23 protein-coding genes are annotated in these 23,504 nt (G+C 70.1%); 15 read left to right on the plus strand and 8 right to left on the minus strand.

Annotated elements, in window-relative coordinates; translation table 11 throughout:
- Positions 1–95 precede the first annotated feature (95 nt).
- The 3 genes from ASE76_RS00205 to ASE76_RS00215 all read right to left on the minus strand — a co-directional run bounded on the left by ASE76_RS00205 (position 96) and on the right by ASE76_RS00215 (position 4,101).
- The gene (locus ASE76_RS00205) at positions 96–2,543 is read right to left on the minus strand and encodes a bifunctional diguanylate cyclase/phosphodiesterase (RefSeq protein ID WP_055832976.1); all 2,448 of its coding nucleotides are present in this window, start codon (positions 2,541–2,543) and stop codon (positions 96–98) included.
- Positions 2,544–2,546: 3 nt separating this feature from the next.
- Positions 2,547–3,095, minus strand: coding sequence for a type IV pilin protein (locus ASE76_RS21320; protein ID WP_304437648.1), 549 nt, complete (start codon positions 3,093–3,095; stop codon positions 2,547–2,549).
- 91 nt (positions 3,096–3,186) lie between these two features.
- Positions 3,187–4,101: an IclR family transcriptional regulator gene (locus ASE76_RS00215; RefSeq protein ID WP_082447811.1), complete on the minus strand. Its 915-nt coding sequence runs from the start codon at positions 4,099–4,101 to the stop codon at positions 3,187–3,189.
- Between the two features lie 120 nt (positions 4,102–4,221).
- Here ASE76_RS00215 and ASE76_RS00220 point away from each other — a divergent pair, with 120 nt between their 5' ends.
- The 5 genes from ASE76_RS00220 (at position 4,222) to ASE76_RS00240 (ending at position 8,407) form a co-directional block, all read left to right on the plus strand.
- On the plus strand, positions 4,222–5,505 hold the full coding sequence (locus ASE76_RS00220; protein WP_236698295.1) for an aconitase family protein: 1,284 nt from the start codon (positions 4,222–4,224) through the stop codon (positions 5,503–5,505).
- Positions 5,502–6,032 carry a 3-isopropylmalate dehydratase gene (locus ASE76_RS00225; protein ID WP_055832982.1) on the plus strand — a complete coding sequence of 177 codons (531 nt, stop codon included), beginning with the start codon at positions 5,502–5,504 and terminating at the stop codon, positions 6,030–6,032. Before ASE76_RS00220 ends, ASE76_RS00225 begins: the two co-directional genes overlap by 4 nt.
- A gap of 58 nt (positions 6,033–6,090) precedes the next feature.
- Complete coding sequence (locus tag ASE76_RS00230; protein ID WP_055832984.1) at positions 6,091–6,972, plus strand: oxaloacetate decarboxylase; 882 nt, start codon at positions 6,091–6,093, stop codon at positions 6,970–6,972.
- A 33-nt stretch (positions 6,973–7,005) separates the two neighbouring features.
- On the plus strand, positions 7,006–7,998 hold the full coding sequence (locus tag ASE76_RS00235) for a tripartite tricarboxylate transporter substrate binding protein (protein WP_055832986.1): 993 nt from the start codon (positions 7,006–7,008) through the stop codon (positions 7,996–7,998).
- A gap of 73 nt (positions 7,999–8,071) precedes the next feature.
- Positions 8,072–8,407, plus strand: a complete 336-nt coding sequence (locus tag ASE76_RS00240) for a hypothetical protein (protein ID WP_055832988.1) — start codon at positions 8,072–8,074, stop codon at positions 8,405–8,407.
- 20 nt (positions 8,408–8,427) lie between these two features.
- On the opposite strand, the gene ASE76_RS00245 is transcribed toward ASE76_RS00240, so the two are convergent.
- A complete protein-coding gene (locus tag ASE76_RS00245) occupies positions 8,428–9,618 on the minus strand; it encodes an aminotransferase class V-fold PLP-dependent enzyme (RefSeq protein ID WP_055832990.1) in 1,191 nt (396 codons plus the stop codon).
- A gap of 186 nt (positions 9,619–9,804) precedes the next feature.
- On the opposite strand from ASE76_RS00245, the gene ASE76_RS00250 reads away from it, so the two are divergent.
- From ASE76_RS00250 to ASE76_RS00265, 4 genes are all read left to right on the plus strand, one after another.
- On the plus strand, positions 9,805–11,886 hold the full coding sequence (locus tag ASE76_RS00250; RefSeq protein ID WP_055832992.1) for an ATP-binding protein: 2,082 nt from the start codon (positions 9,805–9,807) through the stop codon (positions 11,884–11,886).
- A 158-nt stretch (positions 11,887–12,044) separates the two neighbouring features.
- Positions 12,045–13,100, plus strand: a complete 1,056-nt coding sequence (locus ASE76_RS00255; RefSeq protein ID WP_055832994.1) for a Fe(3+) ABC transporter substrate-binding protein — start codon at positions 12,045–12,047, stop codon at positions 13,098–13,100.
- Positions 13,101–13,253: 153 nt separating this feature from the next.
- Entirely contained in the window at positions 13,254–14,891 is a 1,638-nt protein-coding gene (locus tag ASE76_RS00260; protein WP_055832996.1) for an iron ABC transporter permease, read from the plus strand.
- A gap of 25 nt (positions 14,892–14,916) precedes the next feature.
- Positions 14,917–15,609: an ABC transporter ATP-binding protein gene (locus ASE76_RS00265; RefSeq protein WP_055832997.1), complete on the plus strand. Its 693-nt coding sequence runs from the start codon at positions 14,917–14,919 to the stop codon at positions 15,607–15,609.
- A 118-nt stretch (positions 15,610–15,727) separates the two neighbouring features.
- On the opposite strand, the gene ASE76_RS00270 is transcribed toward ASE76_RS00265, so the two are convergent.
- The 3 genes from ASE76_RS00270 to ASE76_RS00280 are packed head-to-tail and all read right to left on the minus strand — an operon-like array spanning position 15,728 to position 19,145.
- The gene (locus ASE76_RS00270) at positions 15,728–17,218 is read right to left on the minus strand and encodes an MATE family efflux transporter (protein WP_082447812.1); all 1,491 of its coding nucleotides are present in this window, start codon (positions 17,216–17,218) and stop codon (positions 15,728–15,730) included.
- Positions 17,219–17,245: 27 nt separating this feature from the next.
- Positions 17,246–18,562: an MFS transporter gene (locus tag ASE76_RS00275; RefSeq protein WP_055832999.1), complete on the minus strand. Its 1,317-nt coding sequence runs from the start codon at positions 18,560–18,562 to the stop codon at positions 17,246–17,248.
- Between the two features lie 58 nt (positions 18,563–18,620).
- Positions 18,621–19,145, minus strand: a complete 525-nt coding sequence (locus ASE76_RS00280; RefSeq protein ID WP_055833001.1) for a MarR family winged helix-turn-helix transcriptional regulator — start codon at positions 19,143–19,145, stop codon at positions 18,621–18,623.
- 55 nt (positions 19,146–19,200) lie between these two features.
- Between ASE76_RS00280 and ASE76_RS00285 the strand changes: the two genes are divergently transcribed.
- Positions 19,201–19,755, plus strand: a complete 555-nt coding sequence (locus ASE76_RS00285; protein ID WP_055833003.1) for a PaaI family thioesterase — start codon at positions 19,201–19,203, stop codon at positions 19,753–19,755.
- A gap of 73 nt (positions 19,756–19,828) precedes the next feature.
- Positions 19,829–20,212, plus strand: coding sequence for a lactoylglutathione lyase (gene gloA, locus ASE76_RS00290; RefSeq protein ID WP_055833009.1), 384 nt, complete (start codon positions 19,829–19,831; stop codon positions 20,210–20,212).
- A 21-nt stretch (positions 20,213–20,233) separates the two neighbouring features.
- On the opposite strand, the gene ASE76_RS00295 is transcribed toward gloA, so the two are convergent.
- The gene (locus ASE76_RS00295; protein WP_055833011.1) at positions 20,234–20,734 is read right to left on the minus strand and encodes a gluconokinase; all 501 of its coding nucleotides are present in this window, start codon (positions 20,732–20,734) and stop codon (positions 20,234–20,236) included.
- Between the two features lie 228 nt (positions 20,735–20,962).
- Between ASE76_RS00295 and ASE76_RS20780 the strand changes: the two genes are divergently transcribed.
- From ASE76_RS20780 to ASE76_RS00310, 4 genes are read left to right on the plus strand one after another with little or no spacing between them, the layout of a single operon-like run.
- Positions 20,963–21,112, plus strand: coding sequence for a hypothetical protein (locus ASE76_RS20780; RefSeq protein WP_168389196.1), 150 nt, complete (start codon positions 20,963–20,965; stop codon positions 21,110–21,112).
- A 23-nt stretch (positions 21,113–21,135) separates the two neighbouring features.
- Positions 21,136–21,891: a leucyl/phenylalanyl-tRNA--protein transferase gene (aat, locus tag ASE76_RS00300; RefSeq protein WP_055833014.1), complete on the plus strand. Its 756-nt coding sequence runs from the start codon at positions 21,136–21,138 to the stop codon at positions 21,889–21,891.
- Between the two features lie 8 nt (positions 21,892–21,899).
- The gene (locus ASE76_RS00305; RefSeq protein ID WP_055835387.1) at positions 21,900–22,646 is read left to right on the plus strand and encodes an arginyltransferase; all 747 of its coding nucleotides are present in this window, start codon (positions 21,900–21,902) and stop codon (positions 22,644–22,646) included.
- Between the two features lie 55 nt (positions 22,647–22,701).
- Positions 22,702–23,493: an IclR family transcriptional regulator gene (locus tag ASE76_RS00310; RefSeq protein ID WP_055833016.1), complete on the plus strand. Its 792-nt coding sequence runs from the start codon at positions 22,702–22,704 to the stop codon at positions 23,491–23,493.
- The last annotated feature ends 11 nt before the right edge of the window (positions 23,494–23,504 follow it).

The raw sequence follows: 23,504 nt of genomic DNA on the forward strand, positions 1-23,504 counted from the left end.
GAAGACCTGCACTGTCGCGCGCCGGCCGATGCGTACATGTAGGCGCACAGCCAGAAGAACTGTAATTTCATACAGCATTCAGCCTGGCGAAGCGGTCAGCGGCCTGTATTGGTCGATTCGGTTCGTTCCGCGATATCGGCTACCGGCATCGGACGCCCGAAAAGATAGCCCTGCAGTTCATGCACGCCCAGTGCTGCGAGCCTTTTCGCCTGTTCGTCCAGTTCGATCCCTTCGGCCACGACGTGCTTGCCCAAAGCCTGCGCAACCGCCACGATCGCCGTGACGATGGCCAGCGACGGAGCGTCTTCGTGGATGTGCATCACGAAGCTCCGGTCGACCTTCAAGGTGTCGAAGGGAATGTCGGCCAGGTAACTCAGCGACGAGTAGCCCACGCCGAAGTCATCCAGCGCGATGTGGTAGCCCCCCTGTCGCAATTCCTGCAGACGCGCTGCGGCACCGGTCCGGTCCTGCACCAGCAGACCCTCGGTAATCTCGAGCTCGATCGCCCCGGGCGGCAAGGCATGGCGCCGCATCGTGTCCGCCGCCATCTCGTAGAAGCGCGAGGACGCCAGTTGCAGCGGCGAGACGTTGACCGAAATCTGGCGGATCGGCGAGCCCACCCGGTGCCACACCTGCCACTGGGCACACGCCTGTTCCAGCACCCACGCCCCGAACGACTCGATCAGGCCTGCCTCTTCCGCCAGCGGGATGAACCGGTCCGGAGGCACAAGGCCGAGGCTCGGATGGCGCCACCGCAGCAGGGCTTCTGCCGACACCCACCGGTGGCTGACGGCATCCACGCGCGGCTGGTAGACGACGAACAGTGCGTCCGTCTCAAGCGCCAGACGCAGTTCCCGCAGCAGCGCGAGCCGTTCGGTGTTCGCATGGTCGAGCGAAGGCGAGTACGCGACATACCCATCTCCGCCCCCGGCCTTGGCCTGGTACATCGCGAGATCCGCCATGCGCAACAGTTCTTCGGCCGTCGATGCGTCGCGGGCCGCCGATGCACCTCCGATGCTGAGGCGCACATGCAGTTCGCGTTCGCCGACCAGCACCGGCAGGCGTACCGCATCGCACAGGGCGGCCATGGCCGCTTCGCCACCCCCGACCGGCAACAGGGCCGCGAATTCGTCGCCGCCGAGCCGTGCCAGCGGAGCGCAGTAGGGTGTCAGCACCGCCTTCATCCGGCGCGCGATTTCCACCAGAAGCGCATCGCCTACGGTGTGGCCGTAGGCGTCGTTGACTTCCTTGAAATGGTCGAGATCGCAGTAGGCCAGCACCAATCCCCTCGCGTGCGCATCGGGACGCAGGCGCCTGGCGAGTTCGTCCAGCAGGCCGAGACGATTCCACAGGCCGGTCAGGACATCGGTCGTCGCCCGTTCTGCCAAAGCCCGGTCGCGGGCCTGCGCCTCCAGCGCAATGTGCAGCCGTTGGGCCAACTCTCGGACTTCCGCCGGCATCGGTCCACCATGCACCGCCTCCCACAACAGCAGATGACGTTCGTCGAGCACCAGGGTCTCTACCGAGGACGATGGAGCAACGGTCGTATCGACGTGCGTGCCGCTGCCGCTGACCATCGACAGGCGCCCTCCTGGAAACTGCTCCTGGCAATACCCGAGCACCATCTCGGCCATCTGCTCGAACGGCTGCCGCTCCAGGATCGCGGCATCGATGCGCGACAGAAGGGCCTGGTAGCCGAAACCGTGTGCCAAGCCGTCCATCATCCGGTTGAAGGAAAGACCCAGTTCGCGCATCTCGTCCTGCATGCCACCCAGATCGACCCGCACCAGCGCGCCCGGCCCGGCCGACTGTGCGGCACGGGTGAGCGCACCCAGCGGCTGCGTGATACGGCGAAGGAAGACCGAACTGGCCATGAGCGCCACGAGCACGGCAAGGAGCGATGCGCCACCCACCACCAGCCCAACCCCCACCGGAAGCAACCGCTGCATCTGCGGCGAAGGCACCGCGACCAGCACCCAGGGATCGGCTTCCAGGAAGGGCCTAAAAAGCAACTCGCGCCGGTAAGTGCCGGAGCCGGCCTTCTCCAGATCGGCGGAGGGCGCGCACCACAATACCGCCCCCGACGCCGCCCGCATGCACAGGTCGTACAACCCGCTCTGCACGTTCTCCCACAAATAGTCCGAACGCACCACGCCGCGCACCGCGCTGCGCCCGCCCTCCCCTATGGCGACCAGACTGATCTGCGCAGGGTCGCCGATGGCCACCTCCAGACGGCCTACCGCGGCGATGCCGGGCGCAGCATCCGCGGCAACCGAGGAGAAGACGAGATCGAGCGCTTCCGAGTCGCGTCCGGGAGTCCAGGTCTGCAACAGCTGCTCGGCTGCCCGCAGCCTGTCGAGCAGATTGAAGTTGACCAGCTTGGTGGACTCGGCCAACACCAGCCGCGTGGACGACCGGGCCATGTGTTCGCCAAGACCGTAGAAAAGCGCGCCCAGCGCCATCACCGCGGCGGCAGTCACGGCCAGCACGCCCCAGAAGATGCGCCGGGCCAGCCCGGGCAGGAACCGACCGCCAGCCGCCATGCCTCAGTAGTCCTCTGCGACGCCGATGAAGCCGCCGTTGTTCGCCCGGATGATGTCGTCGCGGCTGGCCTTCGCTGTCAGGGGCGAGACGGAACGGCCGTCCGGCCCCATGCTGTAGAGATCGTAGTCGCTGTTGAGCGGATGCAGCGACTTGTCCTTGCGCTTCTCGCCGACCGAGGCGTTCTCCATCGAAAGATACTGGTAAGGATGGCCCCAGGGATCCAGAAGATCGCCTGCGATCGGGGCCAGCGCCGCGGGGTAGGTGTTGTACCGTGTGAAATACCGGTCGAGCCGCGTCTGCAGGTCCAGCAGGTCGCGCTTCGCAACAGACACCCGGCCCTTGTCCATCGCGCTGGTATACGACGGAATCGCCACTGCCGCCAGAATGGTCACGATGGCCACCGTGATCATCAGTTCGACCAGGGTGAAGCCACCGCCCCGCATGTGCAGATAGCGGCGGGAGACGAATCGGGGGCAACCGACTGCGTGCGCGGCAGACGCGCGCTTTGTTGTGATCATCGTGTGTAGGCAGTTGCCGGGCCATCGTGCCACGCTTTGCTCCCGGGCACATCGGGCTTCTCCAGCGCGGCAATGCTCGTCCGACCTGCGGTTTCCGCGACGCGGCAGACGGTCGCCGATCCGTTCAGGGCCGGCTTCGCAACTTGCGGCTCGTCTTGCCGTCGGTGGGCGGAACTGCCGCACGTCCGCGCGCCTGCAGCAGCGTGCAGATCACTGCCACCTGCTGTTGGATCGCTTTCGCCACCTCGACGCGGCGCGTCGCGCCCATCCGGCTGGAGATGGCCGCTACGCTGACGGCGGCCATCGGGTTGTCGGGCGGAAACGCCACGCCGACCGCCGCGGTTCCGGGTGTCGCCGCGCTGTCCAGGAACGAATAGCCGTTCGCACGTCCCTCGGCCACGGCCGCGCGCAGAAAGCCCAGGTCGAAGGCCGCGAACTTGCGGTAGCGCGCGCTGTTCGCCTCGATGATCTCCTCGGCCTCGGCGGGGGGCAGCGCGCACAGGATCGCCAGGCCTCCGGCGCCGATGCCCATCGGCCGGCGGATGCCGACATCCAGCGTCAGCGCCTTGATCGGGTAGTCGCCCAGCGCCCGGCTGGTACAGATCGACTCTGCGCCGCGGCGCTCGCTCAGGTACACCGTGTCCTGGGTCTGCTCCGCGATCTCGGCCAGCGCGTCGTCGCAGATCTCGCTCAGCCGGTAGCGCGGTTGTGCCAGCAAGCCCAGCTCGTACAGCAGCGGCCCCAGGTGGTACTTGCGCGTCAACGGGTCGCGGTCGACCAGGCCTTCCAGCTCCAGCCGCTGCAGCATGCGAAAGCAGGTCGACATGGGCAGGCCGCTGACGCTGGCGACGTCGCCGATCCGCATCCCGCGGCGTCCGCGCGACGCCACCACCCGCAGCATGCCGACGACGCGCTCGATGCTTTGCGTGCCGGTGCGACCCGTGGCACCCGCATCGCCGGGCAGCGGATCGCCGGGCGGAGAGGCGGCGTCTGCCGCGAGCGAAGCGACGAACGTATCGAATTCTTTAGTTTCCACCATGTGGCAGTTTCCCGGGTTGCACCTGAATAGGCCGTTGTCCATACGCACTGTAATCGGCTTATCGGATCGAAAGAAACCGCCACATTGTGAGAGCCGGAAGGACGATAGATGCCACAGACAATGACCGAGAAGATACTGGCCAGGGCCGCCGGCAAGGCCAGCGTACGGCCGGGCGAGGAAGTGACCGCGCGGCCCGACTTCGTGATCAGCTACGACTTCCCCGGCTACACCGATGTGTTCTTCAAGGAGACACGGGAAGACTTCGGCATCGACAAGGTGTCGAGCCCGGAGCGCTTCGTGCTGTTCATCGACCACATGGTGCCGGCGGTCGCGCCCAAGGAGGAGGAACTGCACAAGATCACCCGGGCCTGGGGCCGCGACCAGGGCGTGCCGGTCTACGAGCGCGAGGGCATCGGCCACCAGGTCTCGGCCGAACTGGGCTATGCCACGCCCGGGGCCTTCGTGGTGCATTTCGACGGCCACGTGAGCCAGCTGGGCGCGTTCGGCACCTTCGCCTTCGGCGCCCGCAAGGGCGTGCTCGAATCCTTCGTCACCGAGCACCTGACGATGACGGTACCGGCCACCGTAAAGGTCGAGCTGGTCGGCACGCTGCAGCCCGGCGTGATGGCGCGCGACGTCTTCCACCACATGGTGCGGGTGATGGGCCCCGCGTCGTGCCGCTTCAAGGCGGTGGAGCTGTGCGGCCCGGTGATCGACGCGATGAGCATCGAAGGCCGCCAGACCGTCTGCGGACAGGCGATGTTCCTGGGCGCCACCACCATGCTGATCGCACCCGACGCCAAGACGCTGGCCTATGTGGACGGCCGCGCGAAGGTGGCGCTGCCGCCGGTGTACCCGGATGCCGACGCGGCGTACGACCGTGTCTGGACCATCGACGTATCGGATCTCGCACCGATCGTGGTGGTGCCGCCCAGCCCCGCCAACACACGCGACCTGGTCGACTACCTGGGCGTGGAAGTGCACACCGGCTACCTCGGTTCCTGCGCGAGCGGCCGGCTGGAAGACCTGCGCGCCGCGGCCGACGTGCTGCGGGGCCGCCGCATCCACCCGGGCTTCCAGCTGCACGTGGTGCCCACCTCGCGCACCATCATGGCCGCCGCTGCGCGGGAGGGGCTGATCGAATGCCTGGTCGAGGCCGGCGCCTTCATCAGCTCCCCCAGCTGCGACTACTGCTTCGGCCGCATCGCCACGATGAGCGACGGCCAGCGGGCCGTCTCCACCGGCACGCTCAACACGCCGGGCCGCATGGGCAGCGTCGATTCCGAGATTTACATCTGCAATGCAGCCGTGGTGGCCGCGTCGGCCCTGGAGGGGCGCATCGCCGATCCGCGACCCTACCTGGCCGAAGCCGCTGCGCTGGCCATCGCGGAGGAGGTGCAATGAGCCTGCTGCCTCTGCGCGGCCGCGTGGCCTGGGTCTTCGAAGAGGACGACTACGACATCGACCTGATCGTCGGCGTGCGCAACATCAAGATCACCGATCTGAACGAACTGGCCGCCATCGCCATGTCGGACTATCTGCCCGGCTTCGCGGCCACGGTGCAGAAGGGCGACCTGCTGGTCGGCGGCCACAACTTCGGCTACGGCCATCCCCACTACCCGGCCATGCGGGCGATGCGCCACCTGGGCATCGCCGCGGTGATCGCCGAATCGTTCTCGCCCGGCTTCTTCCGGGGAGAGACCAGCATGGGCTTTCCGCTGGTGAGCTGTCCCGGCATCCGCACCGCGGCCCTGCGCGGCGACGAACTGGCGGTCGACTGGGACACCTCCGTCGTGTCCAACCTGACGACCGGCCGCCAGCTGCCGTTGGAGCCGTTCTCCGATTCCGAGCGCGGCATGCTCGATGCCGGCGGCCTCATCCCGTACCTCAAGCGCCGCACCGTCGCCGCAGCCGGCGCGGCGGTCGCATGAGCGATCCCCACCCGCGAGCGACATCCCGACGCGATCCATGCACCACAGGAGACATGCCATGACTTCATCCCGACAGGCGCTTCGCGCCCGCATCGACGGCGGCGACACCGTCTGGTTCGCCGGCGCGCAGGACGCGCTTTCCGCACTGCTGGTGGACCGGTCGGGCTTCGACGGCATCTTCACCACCGGCTTCGGCATCTCGGCCTCGCTGCTGGGCATGCCCGACATGGAGCTCTATACGCTCAGCGAGAACGTCGGCGTGGTCGACCGCATCGTCAACATCGTCGGCAAGCCGGTCTTCGCCGATGCCGACACCGGCTACGGGAACGTGCTGAACGTGGCCCGCACGGTGCGCGAAATGGAAAAGGCCGGCGTCGCGGCGCTGTCGCTGGAAGACCAGGTGAGCCCGAAGCGCTGCCCTGCCGCGGCCACGCATTCGATCGTGGTGCCGGTCGCGGACGCTGTCGCTCGGATCAGGGCGGCGGTCGATGCGCGACAGGACCCGGACCTGCTGATCGTCGCCCGCACCGATGCGATGGACGCCGGCGAGGCGCTGGAGCGCTGTGCCCGCTATGCCGAGGCCGGTGCCGACCTGATCCAGCCGATCTCGCGCACCTTCGACCGCTTCGAGCAGCTGGTGGAGATGCAGAAGGCCTGCGGCAAGCGCCTCTCGCTGCAGCTCATGGCCGGCACCTGGATGACCGCGCTCAGCCGGCAGCAGATCGAATCGGTCGCCGCGTTCGCCACCTACCCGATCGTCGGACTGCTCAGCACCGTGCGGGCGGTGCAGGCCAACCTAGAGGCATTGGCGGCCCGCCGATCGGGCGACTTCGCCGGCCTGCCCTTCGAGCAGACCACGATGGCCATGTTCAAGCAGACGATCGGCTGGCACGAGCTGGAGGCGCGCCAGGCCGAGTACGAGACCGCCCCCGCCGCCTAGGCACCTTTCTCGCCCATAACGACAGGAGACACCATGCGCCAACTGAAGATCTTCGCCCGCCTCGCCGTCGCGGCATCCCTCGCACTGGGCGCGGCCGTGGCCCTCGCCCAGACCGGCGGATTCCCCACCAAGCCGATCCGCATCATCGTGCCCTACCCCGCCGGCGGCGCCACCGACGTGGCCGCCCGCATGCTCGGCCCACGTCTGCAGGAAGAACTGGGCCAGCCGATCGTGGTCGAGAACCGGCCCGGCGCGGGCGGCAACATCGCGATGAACGCGGTTGCGCAAAGCGTGCCCGACGGCCACACCCTGGCGATGACGCTGACCGGCATGCTGTCGATCAACCCGGTCATCTACAAGAAGGCGGGCTTCGATTCCGCGGACTTCACGCCGGTCGCGCGGGTGTCGCTGGCACCGCTGCTGCTGGTCGTGCCGGAGAAGTCGCCCTACAAGAACGTGCAGGAGCTGCTGGCCGCGGGCAAGAGCGCCGGCAAGAACGGCATGGCCTACGGCTCGGCCGGTGCGGGCGGACTGTCGCATCTGGCGTCCGAGTCGATCAACAGCCATGCGGGCGGCAACTTCACCCACGTGCCCTACAAGGGCGGCGCTCCGCTGGTGCAGGCGCTGATGGCCAACGAGGTCGCCTGGGGACTGCTGGGCACCGGCGACGCGCGCAGCTTCGTGCAGGCGGGCAAGCTGAAGGCGATCGGCGTGCTGCGCAACGGCCGCTCCGAACTGTGGCCCGAGATCGCCACTCTGCCCGAGCAGGGCCTGGCCGGGGGGGTCGATTTCGACGTGTGGTTCGGCGTGGTCGCGCCGGCCAAGACGCCGAAGGCGGTGGTCGCCCTGTTGAACCAGAAGATCGCCCTGATCGTTTCCGAACCGGCGTTCCGCAAGCGCCTGAACGAGCTGGGCGGCGTGGCACCGGCCACCGGCAACACGACCGAAGCCTTCACCGACGTCATCAACCGCGAGCTGGCGGTACTGCCCACCGCCGCCAAGGAGGCCGGGCTGCAGCTCGACTGATGCGAGGGGGCGGGCCCCCGGCATGCGGATGTGTCCGACGTCCGCATGCCGCCGGGCAGGCCATAGTGGCGCGATGCCCGATGCCCGCAAGTACCCCCACACACCCGACCAGCGCTATTTCGTCGTCAAAGGACGGCTGTGGCGCAGCAGCGACCCGGCCCTCGACCCGCACACTCGGCAACGGCTGGTCGACCAGCTGATGGATGCACGCCGCGCAGTGGGCGCGGCATTGAAGCATCGCGACGGAGAAGCCGAGCGCGAGGCCCGCCGGCAGGTGGACGCCGCGAAGACCGCGCTCGGCGAGCGCGGCCCCGTATGGTGGGACGACGGCGCACCCGACTTCAACCGGCGGCTGGTGGCGCACACACCCTACGCACAGTGGTACGCCGCGCTCGCACCCGCCGCATAGCAGCCTGCGCGCCAGACACCTCAGGGGCTGGCCGCCTGCCCCGCGGCCAAATTCCGCACCGCCGCCAGCAGATCGTCGATTTCGTCCGCCGTCGTGTAGGCGTGGGGCGACGCCCGCACAATTTCGTGCAGTCCGCGGGCCCGCATGTCGAGCGGCGTGTACGCCATGCCGTTCACCGCCAGCACCATGCCTTCGCCGGCCAGTTGCGCCTGTACCTGCACGGGCGCCAGGCCCTCCAACGTGAAGCTGACCAGCCCCGACTGGGCCGTACCCAGATCCCGCAACCGCACGCCGTCGATGCGCGCCAGGCCCTCCCGCAACTGCGTGGCGCGGGCGCCGATAACCTGCCGGAGGTTGTCCACACCGAGCGCCAGCGCGCCCTCCAGCGCCACGCCCAACCCCAGCCGGAGCGCGACTGATGCTTCGGACGCCTCGAAACGGCGCGCATCGGCGCGCAGGACGTATTCGCTGCCGTTCCACGGCGCGGTGAAATGGTCCACCGTCGGCGGGTGCAGCGTCTCGAGAAAGCCGCGTCGCACGTACAACAGGCCGGTGCCGCGCGGACCGCGCAGCCACTTGCGGCCCGGCGCCGTCAGCACGTCGCAGCCCAGCGCCCGCACGTCGACTGGCATCTGGCCGACGGCCTGTGCCGCATCCAGCACGAAGGGCACGCCGGCCGCGCGGGTCAGCGCGCCCACCGCCGCAGCCGGGTTCACCAGGCCGCCGTTGGCCGGCAGCCAGGTGAGCGACACCATCCGGACCGAAGCATCCAGGTTGTAGGCCAGGTCGTCCAGGTCGATCGTGCCGTCGGCCTCGCAGCCCACCTGCTGCACCGTGGCGCCGGTGGCGCGGGCGATGTGCAGCAGGGCCGCGTAGTTGCCTCCCCATTCGCTGCGGCCGACCAGCACGCGGTCGCCACGCTTCAACCCCATCGCCGCGATCACCGCCTGCCAGCCGCGCGAGTGGCTGTCGGTGAGCGCGATCTCGTCGGCGTCGCAGCCGAGCAGACGCGCGGCCGACCGGTAGACCTGGTCCACCGCGCCCTGCCGCTCGCCGGCCGCGCCGTAGGCGCCGAGAGACGACTCGAGCGCCAGATGGGCGGTGATGGCGTCCACCACGGCCTGCGGCATCAGCGATGCGCCCGCGTTGTTGAAATAGTGGCGCGGTGTGCCGGCCGGCAGGCCGGCACGGAGGATGGCGGGATCGAGCATGGGCGGGGCGGGGCGGGGCGGAGCCGGTCGGGTAGCGGGTGGCGGGTGGCGGGTGGCGACAGACCCGCCAGTCTATCGAGCACGCGCCCCGGGGTGCCGCCGGGGTTCGCGCGGCATGCGGGACCGCCGGGCCTCTTCCCAGATAATGCCGCGGACGCAACGACACGTTCGGACGATCACATATCCATGGGTACCGCCACGACCACCGACGACGCCTCCGGCCTCTCCCTGCAGCAGCGGGAGGAACAGCTCCGCCTGGCCATCGACGCCGCCGAGGTCGGCCTGTGGGACGTGGACGTGGCGACCGGCACCCTCTACTGGCCCGCGCGGGTCAAGGCCATGTTCGGCCTCTCCGCCGATGCCGAGGCGACGCTGGACGACTTCGTCGCCTGCCTGCACCCCGACGACCGGGGCGATGTGCAGCGGGCTTTCGCCGATGCGCAGGACCCGACGCTGCGCACCGTCTATGACGTGGAGTACCGCACCGTCGGCAAGGAAGACGGCCTGGTGCGCTGGGTGGCGGCAAAGGGCCGCGGCATCTTCGACGACACCGGCCGCTGCATTCGCGCCATCGGCACCGCGATCGACATCACCCGGCGCAAGGAGGCCGACGCCCGGCAGCAGGCGATCCAGAAGCGCCTGCAGGTGCTCGACCGGATCGAGCTCGCCATCCGTCCGCTGGTCGATGCGGTCGAGGTGATGCAGGTCACCGCGCGTCTGCTGGGCGAGCACCTGCACGCCACGCGCTGCGCCTATGCCGACGTCGAGCCCGACAACGACCGCTTCACCATCCGCAGCGACTGGTCGCAGCCCGGCGTGCCCTCGAGCGCCGGCGTGTATTCGCTCGACCTCTTCGGCCCGCAGGCCACCTCCAGCATGCGCAGCGGCGGCCACCTGGTGGTGCACGACGTGGACCGCGAGCTGGGCGACAACAACGGCGGCCGCATGTTCAATGCGATCGGCATCAAGGCGATCGTCTGCGCCGGCCTGGTCAAGGGCGGGCGGCTGGTCGCGATGATGGCGGTGCACCAGAGCCACCCGCGCCGATGGTCCGACGAGGACCTGCGCATCATCACCGACGTGGTGGAGCGCTGCTGGGCCCATATCGAGCGGGTGCGCGACGCCGCGATGCTGCGCGAGCAGGACCGCCGCAAGGACGAATTCTTGGTGACGCTGGCGCACGAGCTGCGCAACCCGATCGCGCCGATGCTCTACGCCGTCGCGCTGATGAAGCGCGAACCCGACCCGGCGCGCCAGGGCCGCCGCATCGACGTGGTCGAGCGGCAGGCAGGCCACCTGGTGCGGCTGGTGGACGACCTGCTCGATGTCTCCCGCATCAACCGGGGCCTGGTCGATCTCAAGCGCGAAGTGGTCGACGTCGCTCCGCTGCTTGCCCAGGCGGTCGAGGCGGCGACGCCGGCGCTCGAAGGCGCCCGCCACCGCTTGAGCGTGCAGCCGCCGCACATGCCGGCGCCGGTGCATGCCGATCCTGCGCGTCTGGTGCAGGTCGTCACCAACCTGCTCAACAACGCGGCCAAGTACACGCCCGACGGTGGCGACATCCGGTTGTCGGCATGGGTGGAGCGGTCGAAGGTGGTGGTGGAGCTGAGCGACAACGGCATGGGCATTCCGCTGGAGGACCAGCGCCGGCTGTTCGAACTGTTCACCCAGTTGCCGCACACCGGCCGCAAGGCGCACGGCGGGCTGGGCATCGGGCTGTCTCTGGTCAAGAGCCTGGTCGAGATGCACGGCGGCACCGTCAGCGTGCAGAGCGCCGGGCTGGACGAGGGCAGCACCTTCTGGATCGAACTGCCGCTGGCAGCCCCCGCCGCGGCGCCGGAAGCGCCCGCGCACCGGATCGCGCCGTCGGCCAGCCACGGCAGGGTTCTGGTGGTCGAGGACAATCCCGACGGCCTGCTTACGCTGGTGGAACTGGTCGGTGCAGCAGGCCATGCGGTGCGCGGCGCCGCCGACGGCCCCGAGGCGTTGCGCATCGCAGGCGGCTGGACGCCCGACCTGGTGCTGCTCGACCTCGGCATGCCCGCGATGGACGGCTACGAGGTCGCGGCCCGCCTGCGCGGCGAACCGGGCCTGGCCGGCACCCGCATCGTGGCACTGACCGGCTGGGGCACCGAGCAAGACAGGGCGCGCACCCGCGCCGCCGGCTTCGACGACCACCTGACCAAGCCGGTCGTACCCGAGCGGCTGCTCGAGCGGATCGACGAATGGATGCGTCCCACCGAAGCCGCCGGCGACCACGCCGGCTAGACGGCCGCATACACCCACGGCGGCCCGGTGAATCGGCGCGCCGCCGCAACGCGCACCGATAATCGTTCGCATCCATCCGCGCACTACAACACGCTTTCACGACAAAGCGGACGGCCTGTCTCACTCCTTCGACCTCGCTTTTTCGAGAAAGACCGTTCATGACCCGCTCCGCCCGCACGGCCCGTCCGCTGCTCCGCCCCGCCCTGCGCCTCGGCGCGCTCGCGCTCGCCACCGCCGCGGCCGCGCCGGCCTTCGCCGCCGAGGAGGTGACGCTCTACACGACCCGGGAGCCGGCCCTGGTGCAGCCGCTGCTGGCCGCCTTCAGCGCGCAGAGCGGCGTGCAGGTGAACACCGTGTTCGTGAAGGACGGCCTGCTCGAGCGGGTGCGGGCCGAGGGCGCCCGGTCGCCGGCCGACGTGCTGATGACGGTGGACGTGGGCAACCTCCTCGACCTGGTCGAAGGCGGCGTGACCCAGCCGGTGCAGTCGGCCGCGCTGCAGCAGGCGGTCCCGGCCAACCTGCGCGGCGCGCAGGGCGACTGGTTCGCGCTGTCGATGCGCGCCCGGGTGCTCTATGCCGACAAGGACCTGAAGCTGGGCACCTTCCGCTACGAGGACCTCGCCGATCCGAAGTGGAAGGGCAAGGTCTGCATCCGCGCCGGCCAGCACCCCTACAACACCGCCCTGGTCGCCGCGCTGATCGCGCACGACGGCGAAGCCAAGGCCGAGCAGTGGCTGCGCGGCGTGAAGGCCAACCTGGCCCGCAAGGCCACCGGCGGCGACCGCGACGTGGCGCGCGACATCCTCGGCGGCATCTGCGACGTGGGTATCGCCAATTCGTACTACGTCGGCCAGATGAAGGCGTCGAAGGAAGGCACCGACGCGCGCAAGTGGGGCGACGCGATCAAGGTGGTGAAGCCGGTCTTCGCCCAGGGCGGCGGCACGCACGCCAACATCAGCGGCGCCTCGGTCGCCAAAAGCGCGCCCAACAAGGCCAATGCGGTGAAGCTGCTGGAGTTCCTGGTGTCGGAGCCGGCCCAGGCGCTGTACGCCCAGGCCAACTACGAATACCCGGTGCGCAAGGGCGTGGCGCTGGATCCGGTGATCGCGTCGAGCATCGGCGAGATCAAGGTCGATCCGCTGCCATTGGCCGAGATCGCCAAACACCGCAAGCAGGCCAGCGCGCTGGTCGACAAGGTCGGCTTCGACCGGTGACCGCTCGCCCCCAGGCTGCGCGCTTCGCGTCTTCGCCTACCCCCTACCGGGGGCGACACCGGCGGCCCGGCGAAGCCGGTTCCACGGTGTCCCTGAGAGGTGCGCGGTCGGCGTTGCCGGGGTCCTGCCGGTTTTCGCCGTGATGTTTTGCACGTGAGCCGCAATTCGTCGCCGGTCGGGCCGGTGTGGCGCGTGGGCGCGTGGCTGGTCGCGCTCGGCGTGCTGGCGCCCGTGGCGTCGCTGCTGTGGATCGCGCTGGGAGAGGGCTGGGGGCACTGGGCGCATCTGGCGGCGCATGTATTGCCGCAGGCCGCGCTCAATACCGCGGTGCTGCTGGCGGGCGTGGGGGTGCTGGTGCTGGTGATCGGCACCGGTTGCGCCTGGCTGGTCACGGCCTGCGATTTTCCCGGGCGGCGGGTGCTGCATTGGGCCCTGCTGCTGCCGCTGGCGATGCCGACCTACATCAGCGCCTTCGCCTACCTGGACCTGCTGCACCCGATCGGGCCGGTGCAGGGTGCCATCCGGTGGATGCTGGGCTTCGACAGCCCGCGGCAGTTTCGGCTGCCCGATCTGCGCTCGATGGGCGGGGCGGTCTTCGTGCTGGGCTTCGTGCTCTATCCCTACGTGTATCTCACCGCCCGGGCGATGTTCATGACCCAGCCGGCGCATCTGCTGGAAGCGGCGCGCACCCTGGGCGAAGGCCGCGGCGGCGCTTTCTTCCGGGTGGCGCTGCCGCTGGCGCGGCCGGCCCTGGCAGTGGGCCTGAGCCTGGCGCTGCTGGAGGCGCTGAACGACATCGGCGCCTCGGAATTCCTCGGCGTGAACACGCTCACCGTGGCGGTCTACACCACCTGGATCACCCGCTCCGACCTGGCCGGCGCGGCGCAGATCGCCTGCGCGATGCTGGGCGCGGTGCTGCTGCTGGTGCTGCTGGAGCGCCACGGCCGGCGGCACCAGCGCTTCGGCGCCGCGCAGCGGATGCGGGCGGTCCAGCCCCGCCCGCTGCGCGGCGCGGCGGCCTGGGCGGCCACGGTGGCCGCCAGCGTGCCGGTGCTGGTGGGGTTCGCGGCCCCGGCGCTGTATCTGGTGGCCGAGACGGCCAAGCGGCTGCGCCAGGGCGGCGGCATCTCCGGCGGCCTGTGGAGCAGCCTGCTGAACACGCTGGGCCTGGCCTGCGGCGTGACCGCGATGGCGGTGGCCGCCGGGCTGGTCGTGGCCTGGGCCGCGCGCGGCGGCTCCACCGGCAGTGCGTCGATGCGCTGGCAGGCCCGAGCCGCCACGCTGGGCTACGCCCTGCCCGGTACGGTGTTGGCGATCGGCATGCTGACACCGGCACTCGCCTTCGACGCCGCGCTGGCCGGCCTGCTGGGCCTGCCCGGCCTGCCGCTCACGGGCATCGGCGCGGTGCTGGCCGTGGCCTGCACCATGCGTTTCCTGGCGATGCCCGTCGGCGGCATCGAGGCGGGCCTGGCCCGCATTCCGCCCGCGCTGGAGCAGGCCGCGCGGCTCCTGGGCGAAACCCCGGCCGGCGCCCTGCGGCGGGTGCACCTGCCGCTGCTGCGCCCGGCGCTCGCGGCCAGCGCGCTGCTGGTCTTCGTCGACGCGATGAAGGAACTGCCCGCCACCCTGCTGCTGCGGCCCGCAAACTTCGACACCCTGGCCACCTGGCTCTATGCCGAGGCCGCGCGCGGCACGTACGAAGAAGGCGCCATCGCCGCGCTGGCGATCGTGCTGGCGGGCCTGCTGCCGGTGGTGCTGCTGGCGCGCTCGCACCTGCAGCCACCGCATTGACGCGCCATCCCACACCCGCCCTGCCATGAGCCTCGACCTGCACCTCGATTCCGTCCACCTCGCCTATGCCGGTGCGCGCGGGCTGCACACCGTCGTCGAGGGTTTCTCGCTCACGCTGCCGGCAGGCGGCATCGGCTGCCTGCTCGGCCCGTCGGGCTGCGGCAAGACGACGGTGCTGCGCGCCGTGGCGGGGTTCGAGCCGGTGCATGCCGGCAGCATCCGGCTGGGCGCGCAGACCGTATCGTCGGCCGCGGTGCACCTGCCGCCGGAGCGCCGCAGGGTGGGGATGATGTTCCAGGAGTACGCCCTCTTCCCGCACCTCACCGCCGCGCAGAACATCGCCTTCGGCCTGCGCCGGCAGCCCGCCGCGCAACGGGCGTCGCGGGTGGCCGAGATGCTGGCCCTGGTCGGCCTGCCCGACGCCGGGGCACGCCCGCCGCATGCGCTCTCGGGCGGCCAGCAGCAGCGCATCGCCCTGGCCCGGGCCTTGGCGCCCGCCCCCGATCTGCTGCTGCTGGACGAGCCGTTCTCCAACCTCGACGGCGCCACCCGCGAGCGACTCACCCGCGAGGTACGCGACATCCTGCGCGCCACCGGCCAGACGGCCCTGCTGGTGACGCACCACGAGGCGGACGCGGATGCGATGGCCGACTGGGTGGGGCGGATGCGGGACGGCCGGCTGGCGCAGTGGGGGCCGGCGGAGGGCGTGGACGTCTAGCAGCGCTGGCTGCGGAGGTCGAGACAAAAGGCTTCGGCTAAGAAATGCCGCTGCTTGGCGGCCGACCTCTCGAGCCAAAAGTGCCCGCAGCCGGCGATCCACGCCGACCACCAGCTATCTATTTCGTAGCAGCCAGCCCGGCCGCTTCCACCCGCTGCAGCAGGCCCGCCGTGCTGCGCGGCCGGCCTACCGGCCCGAACCAGGCGCCGCCCGCGATCGAGGCGGCGATGCACAGGCCGTACAGCACCAGCGCCACGCCCTGCACCGCGAACACCGCCTGCAGGCCGCCGCCGGCCTGCAGCACCCAGGCGCCGCCGCCCGCGGCCACCGCCAGACGCACCAGATTGCCGGTGACCGGCCAGCGCAGCCGGCCCGCGCCCTGCGACGCGAAGTACAGCGCCAGCCCCAGGCCGAAGAAGCCGTAGGTCGGCCCGACCACCCGAAGGTACTGGGCGCCGGCCTCCAGCATCGCCGGATCGCTGCCGAAGAGGCCCAGCCACTGGCGGGGCCAGACGGCGGCAGCCAGGCCGATCGCCTCGGTCAGCACCGCGGCGGTGGCGGCACCCACCCAGGCGACCCGCAGCGCCCGCCCCCGCTGGCCGGCGCCCATGCATGTGCCCACCATCGAGACCAGCGGCGCCCCCAGGCCGAAGACCAGCGGCACCAGCAGGTACTCCAGCCGCGCCGCGGTGCCGTAGCCCGCGATGGCGGCGGGCCCGAAACTGCCGACCAGCCCGGTCGCCACGCCGATCGCCAGGTTGGTCGAGATCGCCGACACCGCCGCCAGCAGGCCCACCCGCAGGATGTCCTTGAACAGCGCCCAGCGCAGCACCGTGCCGGCCCAGGTGGGCCGCAGCGGCGACCGGCCGCGCCACAGGTGGGCCGCCAGCACCGCGCATCCGCCGGCGTAGTACAGCAGCAGCGCAAGGGCACCGCCCGCGATGCCCATGCCCGGCAGCGGCCCCCAGCCGAAGATGAGCAGGGGCGACAGCGGCAGCAGCGCCACCACGCCCACGCAGGTCACCGTGGCCGGCAGCGCCATGTTGCCGGTGCCGCGGATCACCGCCGCCAGCGAGTTGAACAGCCACACCAGCACCGCGCCGGCGAAGACCCAGTGCGAATAGGTGAGCGCCGCGTCCAGCGAGGCGCCGCTGCCGCCCATGTGGCCGTAGAGCCAGCGCCCGCTCAGCGCCATCGCCAGGGTGAACAGCAGGCCGAAGCCGAGCGCGATCACCACCGCATGCAGCACCAGCGCATCGGCATCGGTCCGGCGCCGCGCCCCCAGCGCGCGGGCGATGGCCGAGGCGATGCCCCCGCCGATGGCGCCGCCCGAGACCATCTGCATCAGCATCACCGCCGGGAACGCCAGCGCCATGCCGGCCAGCGCATCGGTGCCCAGGCGGCCGATGAACCATGTCTCGATCAGGCCGGCGCAGGCCTGCGCCACCATCACCAGCACGTTGGGCCAGGCCAGGCGCAGCAAGGTTCCGACGATCGGGCCTTCGAGCAGCAGCCGGGTGCGCGGGTCGAGGGGGCTTTGCGGCGCTGCGAGAGCGGATGTGGCGGCGGGCAGGGGCGCAGGGGTCGCAGCGGATGCCGGGGCGGTCATGGTGTTCGGTCCAGGAAAAGGGCGGGCTCAGGCGCGGCGGGCCACCGCAACGGCAGGTGCGGCTACCGCCGCGGGACGCGCCGGCCGACGGATCAGGAACACCGCGGCCGCCGCCAGCAGGCAGGCCGCGCCGGCCGCGTACAGCGCCGGCGAATAGGTCAGCAGCAGCGTGCGGGTCAGCCCCGCGCCCCAGGCGGCGGTGGCCGCGCCGATCTGGTGGGCCGCGAAGATCCAGCCGAAAACCAGGCCCACCTTCTGCGGGCCGAAGGCGGCACCGGCCAGCTTGACCGTCGGCGGCACGGTAGCGATCCAGTCCAGCCCGTAGAACATGGCGAACAGGCCCAGGCCGTAGAAGGTGAACTCCGAGTGCGGCAGCCACAGCAGCGACAGCCCGCGCAGGCCGTAGTACCAGAAGAGCAGCTTGCGGTTGTCGTAGCGGTCCGACAGCCAGCCCGAGCCGATGGTGCCCACCAGGTCGAACGCGCCCATCATCGCCAGCACCGAGGCGGCCGGCACCGCGCCCATGCCGTTGTCGCCGCACAGCGAGATGAAGTGCGTCTGCACCAGCCCGTTGGTCGACAGGCCGCAGATGAAGAAGGTGCCGAACAGCACCCAGAAGGTTCGGCTATGTGCCACCTCGCGCAGCACCCGGAACGGCGTGGCGAAGGTCATCGGCATGGCCGGCGAGGCCGGGGCCTGCGGCGCATCGGCCGCCTCGCCGAAGGGCCGCAGGCCCACGTCGGCAGGTCGGTTGCGCATCAGGAAGAACGCCAGGCCCGCGACCAGCGCGCAGCCCACCACCACCGGCACGATGGCCGAGCGCCAGCCCCAGTGCTCGATCATCCAGGCGCCGATCGGCAAAAAGGCCAGCTGCCCGGTGGCCGAACTGGCCGTCAGCAGCCCCACCACCAGTCCGCGCCGCGACACGAACCAGCGGTTGGCGACCACCGCGCCCAGTACCAGCGCCGTCATGCCGGTGCCCAGGCCCAGGATCACGCCCCACAGCGCCACCAGGTGCCAGAGCTGGGTGACCTGGGTGGAGAGCGCCATGCCGCCCGCCACCATCGCCAGCGCGGTGCAGATCACCGCCCGCAGGCCGAAGCGCTCCATCAGCACGGCGGCGAACGGCCCCATCAGACCGAACAGCGCGAAGCGCAACGCCAGTGCCGACGAGACCTGGTCGGTGCTCCAGCCGAACTCGCGGCCCAGCGGCTGGATCATCGCGCCGGGCAGGCCGAGCGCGGCCGACATCGTCAGCATCGTGCAGAAGGTGACGGCGGCGACCACCCAGCCGTAGTGGAGGCCGCGGCGTTGCAGGCGGGCGGCGAGAGGTGTGGAGGACATGGGCATCCCGGGACGATGGAAAAGGAGAAGAAGACGGGTGTGGCCGGACGCCCGGCGGCTAAGGCGCTTCATCGGGCGAAGCGGAGGCATCGTCGCCCTCGCCCTGCGTCGCGGCCATCTGCGCCAGCGTGTCGTCGAGCAGCGCGTGCAGCTCCAGCACCCGCGCCTCGCCGAGCCGCTCGTTGAGCGCCAGTTGCGCCGCCTTCCAGTGGCGCTGCGCGTCGGCCCGCTTGGCGCGGCCGGCGGGGGTGATGCGCACCAGCCGGCTGCGGGCGTCCGGGCCGGCGTCGAGCTCCAGGAATCCGTCGGCCACCAGCACCTGCAGGTTGCGGCTGAGGGTGGAGGCGGTCATGCCCATCGCGGCAGCCAGGTCCACCGGGCGCACCGGCGCCAGCCGCTCGACATGCGAGAGCAGCGAGTACTGGCTGGTCTTGAGCCCGGTCTTGCGGACCTCGGCGTCGTAGTGCTGGCCCACCCGGCGGGCCAGGTGGTGCAGCTTGAAATTGGTGCAACCCTGCGGCCGGACGGCCGGGGCGGCCGCTTGGGGCGGTACGGACGGCTCGGGGATGGATCGGCTTGTCATGCGATTCATTGTATCTACAATCGATGCATCTACAACTTATCGACCGAGGACACGCATGGGTTCACCCGACGCAGACGCCACCCTGGCCCGCTGGATCGCCGAAGAAGAGGCCGTGGCCCGTCGCATCGACGCCGGCCCGGGCCCGGGCGTGGCCCGCCGCGACCAGATCGCGGGCCTGACCGGGCTGCAGCAGATGCAGGCCATGCTGCAGGGCGCCCTGCCCTATGCGGCGATCGCCAGGACGCTCGACTTCAAGCTCATGGAGGTCGAGGAAGGCCGCTCGCTGTTTCAGGGCCGGCCCGGCACCGCGCACCTGAACCCGATGGGCACGGTGCACGGTGGTTGGTTCGCCACGCTGCTCGACTCGGCGCTCGGCTGCTCCATCCACACCCGCATGCTGCCGGGCCGCGGCTACACGACCGCCGAGCTGGGCATCAACCTGGTGAAGGCCCTCACGCCCAAGGTCCAGCGGGTGCGCGCCGAAGGCCGGGTGATCCACTGCGGCCGCCAACTGGCCACGGCGGAGGCGCGCCTCACCGGGCCCGACGGCGCCCTGTACGCCCACGCCACCACCACCTGCTTGGTGTTCGACCTGCCGCCGGAACGTTGAACCCGGTCACACACGGCGGCCGCGGAGTCGCCACAATCGTCGGCTTCCTCCCCGCACCGAAAGAGAAAGCCCCATGCGACTCCTCCACACCATGCTGCGCGTCGGCGACCTGCAGCGCTCGATCGACTTCTACACCCAGGTGATGGGCATGCAGCTGCTGCGCACCACCGAGCGGCCCGAACAGAAATACTCGCTCGCGTTCGTCGGCTACGGCACTAACCCGGAGCATGCCGAGATCGAGCTGACCTACAACCACGGCGTCGACAGCTACGACCTGGGCAAGGGCTATGGCCACATCGCCCTCGGCGTACCCGATGTCGCCGCCGCCTGCGAGAAGATCAAGGCCGCCGGCGGCGTCGTCACCCGCGAAGCCGGCCCGGTGAAGGGCGGCACCACGGTCATCGCCTTCGTGCGCGATCCGGATGGGTACCAGATCGAGCTGATCGAGCGGGATTGACGTCCCCCTGCGTGCGCTGCGTCACCGCACCTTACCCAGCCACGCCAACGTCTGCGCGACCAGATCGCCGATCGGCGCGGTGGCATCGAGCGTGAGCACATGGGGCTCGCCCGTCGGCGCTTCGAGCGTCGCGAACTGGTCGGCGACCAAGGCGGGCGAGAAGAAGTGGGAGGCGCGCGATCCGACGCGGGCCAGGGCCTGGTCGTAGTCGAGCTGGAGGAACACGAAGCCGAGCCGCGGCTGCGCCTGGCGCAGCCGGTCGCGGTAGCGCTTGCGCAGAGCCGAGCAGGTCAGGACGAGACCTGTCGCCGCCTCTGCGTCGTCCGTCGCGGCGGCGTCGGCGAGCAGCCCGGCCAGCCGGTCAAGCCAGCCGCTGCGGTCGTCGTCAGTCAGGGCGATGCCTTCCCGCATCTTGGCGACGCTGGCGGGCGAGTGGTAGCTGTCGCCCTCCTGCATCAGCCAGCCCAGCGCGTCCGCGCATGCCTGGCCGACGCTGGATTTGCCGCAGCCGGAGACGCCCATGAACACGAGCGCTTGCAATGGAGAGTGGGGGCGGGGACGGTCCATGAGGATGTTCTGGAAAAACGAGAAGGACCGCAGCATATGCGGGTTGCGCACCGTCCGGCACCCGAGGCGCGATGTCGCCGTGCCGACCGGCCGACGGCAGGAGCCCCTCGGACCGGAATCGCGGCTGCCATCGCGTAGCATCCATCCTGCTGGCACGTGCCGGCGCCACTCCAAGGAATTCTTATGGCTAAAGGCCAGCAACGCAACGACAAGATGACGAAGAAGCCCAAGAAGGACACTTCGGCACCCAAGACCGGTGGCGTGTCGGACCGCCCTACCCCTCCCGTCACCGCCGTCGCACCGCGCGGCAAGCTGAAGGACAAGGACAAGTAGAACGCACTACGCGGAGTGGTTCGATGAACCGGCTCGCAGACCGCAAGCTGCCCTGGCTCGAGGCCGGCGATCCGTTTCCCGACCCGGAGACCGCGTGGGGGCCGGATGCGCCTGCCCCCGGGCTGCTGGCGGCGGGCGGTGCGCTGGACACCGCCAGCCTGCAGGCTGCCTACGGGCACGGCATCTTCCCCTGGTTTAGCGAAGGCCAGCCGATCCTGTGGTGGAGCCCCGACCCGCGCATGGTGCTGCGGCCGACGGACTTCAGGCTGCACCGCTCGCTGCGCAAGACATTGCAGCAGTTCCGCAAGACTCCCGGTGCGGACCTGCGGATCGACACGGCCTTCGACCAGGTCATCGGAAACTGCGCACGGACGCCGCGCAACGGCCAGGACGGTACCTGGATCCTGCCCGAGATGCAGGCAGCCTACGGCGCGCTGCACCGTGCGGGCCATGCCCACAGCGTCGAGGTGTGGCAGGACGATGCCCTGGTCGGCGGCCTCTACTGCGTGGCGATCGGGCAGGCGGTGTTCGGGGAGTCGATGTTCGCCCATCGCACCGATGCGTCGAAGATCGCCCTGGCGGGGCTGATGGCGTTCTGCCGGCACCACGGCGTCGGGATGGTCGACTGCCAGCAGAACACCCGCCACCTCGCATCGCTGGGTGCGGTGGAGATATCCCGCGCCGCATTCCTCGATTCCGTGGAGCGGGCCCGCGCCCGGCCCGCGCTCTCCTGGGCGTTCGAGCCCCTATACTGGCAGTCGATTCTTCTTAACCGGTAGGCTTGTGCGTGACCCACCTCAAGGATCTCCCGCTCCATGCGCTGCAGTTCTACGCGACGGCGCCCTACCCCTGCAGCTACCTGCCCGACCGGGAAGCACGGTCGCAGGTGGCGACGCCCGGGCACTTGATCCACAGCGACGTCTACAGCGAACTGGTCGCCAAGGGGTTCCGACGCAGCGGCATGTTCACCTACCGTCCGTATTGCGACGGTTGCCGCGCCTGCGAACCGCTGCGGGTGACGGTCCCGCATTTCGTGCCCGACCGCAGCCAGCGCCGCGCCTGTAAGGAGCATGCCCATCTGCAGGCCCGGGTGCTCAAGCTCTGCTTCATGCCCGAGCACTACCGGCTCTACCTGCGCTACCAGAGCGGGCGGCATGCCGGCGGCGGCATGGACCACGACAGCATCCACCAGTACACCCAGTTCCTACTGCAGAGCAGAGTCAATTCGCGCCTGGTCGAATTCCGCGAGCCGGAAGTCGACGGCATGCCGGGCGCGCTGCGGATGGTGTCGATCCTCGACGTGGTAGACGACGGGCTGTCGGCGGTCTACACCTTCTACGATCCGGACATCGGCGGCAGCTACGGCACCTACGGCGTGCTGTGGCAGATCGAGCAGGCCCGGGACCTGGGCCTGGCCCACGTCTACCTCGGCTACTGGATAGAGCGCAGCGACAAGATGCGCTACAAGACGCGGTTCCGGCCCTATGAATTGCTGGTCGACGGCACCTGGCAGTCGCCAAAGACCTCGCCGTAAGCACTGCGTCGTTTTCACCAGATAAAATGCGCCACCGATCCAACCGAGTGGCTGCATGAGAAAAATCGACCACGGCGGCGTTCCTGCAACGCCCAGTGTCCAGGTGATCGAGCGCATGTTCGCGCTGATCGATGTGCTCGCTTCACGTGAAGAGGCCATCCCCTTGAAGGAGATCAGCGCACGCACGGGGCTGCATCCCTCCACCACCCACCGCATCCTGAACGACCTCGCCACCGGCCGGTTCGTCGACCGGCCCGAGGCGGGCAGCTACCGCCTCGGCATGCGCCTGCTGGAACTGGGCAATCTGGTGAAGGCACGCCTGAGCGTGCGGGATGCGGCGCTGGTGCCGATGCGCGAACTGCACCGCCTGATCCAGCAGCCGGTGAACCTAAGCGTGCGCCAAGGCGACGAGATCGTCTATGTGGAGCGCGCCTACAGCGAACGATCGGGCATGCAGGTGGTACGGGCCATCGGCGGACGGGCACCGTTGCACCTGACTTCGGTGGGCAAGCTGTTCCTGGCGGTGGACGATCCGCAGCGCGTCCGGGCCTATGCCACCCGGACGGGGCTGAGCGGCCACACCCGCAACAGCATCACCCAGCTGAGCTCGTTGGAACGCGAACTGTCGCGTGCCCGGCAGTACGGCACGGCGCGGGACAACGAGGAGCTGGAACTGGGTGTGCGCTGCATGGCCGCCGGCATCTACGACGACCAGAACCGGCTGGTGGCCGGCCTGTCGATCTCGGCACCGGCGGACCGGCTGGACGAGGGCTGGCTGCCCAAGCTGGAAAGCACCGCCCGAGAGATCTCGGTGGCGATGGGCCATGTGGAAGGCGGCAACGCCTGACCGAAGCCGTA

It is taken from the genome of Xylophilus sp. Leaf220 (assembly GCF_001421705.1).
In the GTDB taxonomy this organism is placed as follows: domain Bacteria; phylum Pseudomonadota; class Gammaproteobacteria; order Burkholderiales; family Burkholderiaceae_C; genus Xylophilus.

Bases quoted from the DNA above. Each gene is read 5' to 3' on its own strand.
- ASE76_RS00230 (WP_055832984.1), top strand. From the start codon at position 6,091: ATGACTTCATCCCGACAGGCGCTTCGCGCCCGCATCGACGGCGGCGAC.
- gloA (WP_055833009.1), top strand. From the start codon at position 19,829: ATGCGACTCCTCCACACCATGCTGCGCGTCGGCGACCTGCAGCGCTCG.
- ASE76_RS00245 (WP_055832990.1), bottom strand. From the start codon at position 9,618: ATGCTCGATCCCGCCATCCTCCGTGCCGGCCTGCCGGCCGGCACACCG.
- ASE76_RS00225 (WP_055832982.1), top strand. From the start codon at position 5,502: ATGAGCCTGCTGCCTCTGCGCGGCCGCGTGGCCTGGGTCTTCGAAGAG.
- ASE76_RS00275 (WP_055832999.1), bottom strand. From the start codon at position 18,562: ATGTCCTCCACACCTCTCGCCGCCCGCCTGCAACGCCGCGGCCTCCAC.
- ASE76_RS00310 (WP_055833016.1), top strand. From the start codon at position 22,702: ATGAGAAAAATCGACCACGGCGGCGTTCCTGCAACGCCCAGTGTCCAG.
- ASE76_RS00215 (WP_082447811.1), bottom strand. From the start codon at position 4,101: ATGGTGGAAACTAAAGAATTCGATACGTTCGTCGCTTCGCTCGCGGCA.
- ASE76_RS00235 (WP_055832986.1), top strand. From the start codon at position 7,006: ATGCGCCAACTGAAGATCTTCGCCCGCCTCGCCGTCGCGGCATCCCTC.
- ASE76_RS00270 (WP_082447812.1), bottom strand. From the start codon at position 17,218: ATGACCGCCCCGGCATCCGCTGCGACCCCTGCGCCCCTGCCCGCCGCC.
- ASE76_RS00285 (WP_055833003.1), top strand. From the start codon at position 19,201: ATGGGTTCACCCGACGCAGACGCCACCCTGGCCCGCTGGATCGCCGAA.
- ASE76_RS00265 (WP_055832997.1), top strand. From the start codon at position 14,917: ATGAGCCTCGACCTGCACCTCGATTCCGTCCACCTCGCCTATGCCGGT.
- ASE76_RS00240 (WP_055832988.1), top strand. From the start codon at position 8,072: ATGCCCGATGCCCGCAAGTACCCCCACACACCCGACCAGCGCTATTTC.
- ASE76_RS00280 (WP_055833001.1), bottom strand. From the start codon at position 19,145: ATGACAAGCCGATCCATCCCCGAGCCGTCCGTACCGCCCCAAGCGGCC.
- aat (WP_055833014.1), top strand. From the start codon at position 21,136: ATGAACCGGCTCGCAGACCGCAAGCTGCCCTGGCTCGAGGCCGGCGAT.
- ASE76_RS00220 (WP_236698295.1), top strand. From the start codon at position 4,222: ATGACCGAGAAGATACTGGCCAGGGCCGCCGGCAAGGCCAGCGTACGG.
- ASE76_RS00250 (WP_055832992.1), top strand. From the start codon at position 9,805: ATGGGTACCGCCACGACCACCGACGACGCCTCCGGCCTCTCCCTGCAG.
- ASE76_RS20780 (WP_168389196.1), top strand. From the start codon at position 20,963: ATGGCTAAAGGCCAGCAACGCAACGACAAGATGACGAAGAAGCCCAAG.
- ASE76_RS00255 (WP_055832994.1), top strand. From the start codon at position 12,045: ATGACCCGCTCCGCCCGCACGGCCCGTCCGCTGCTCCGCCCCGCCCTG.
- ASE76_RS00205 (WP_055832976.1), bottom strand. From the start codon at position 2,543: ATGGCGGCTGGCGGTCGGTTCCTGCCCGGGCTGGCCCGGCGCATCTTC.
- ASE76_RS00295 (WP_055833011.1), bottom strand. From the start codon at position 20,734: ATGGGCGTCTCCGGCTGCGGCAAATCCAGCGTCGGCCAGGCATGCGCG.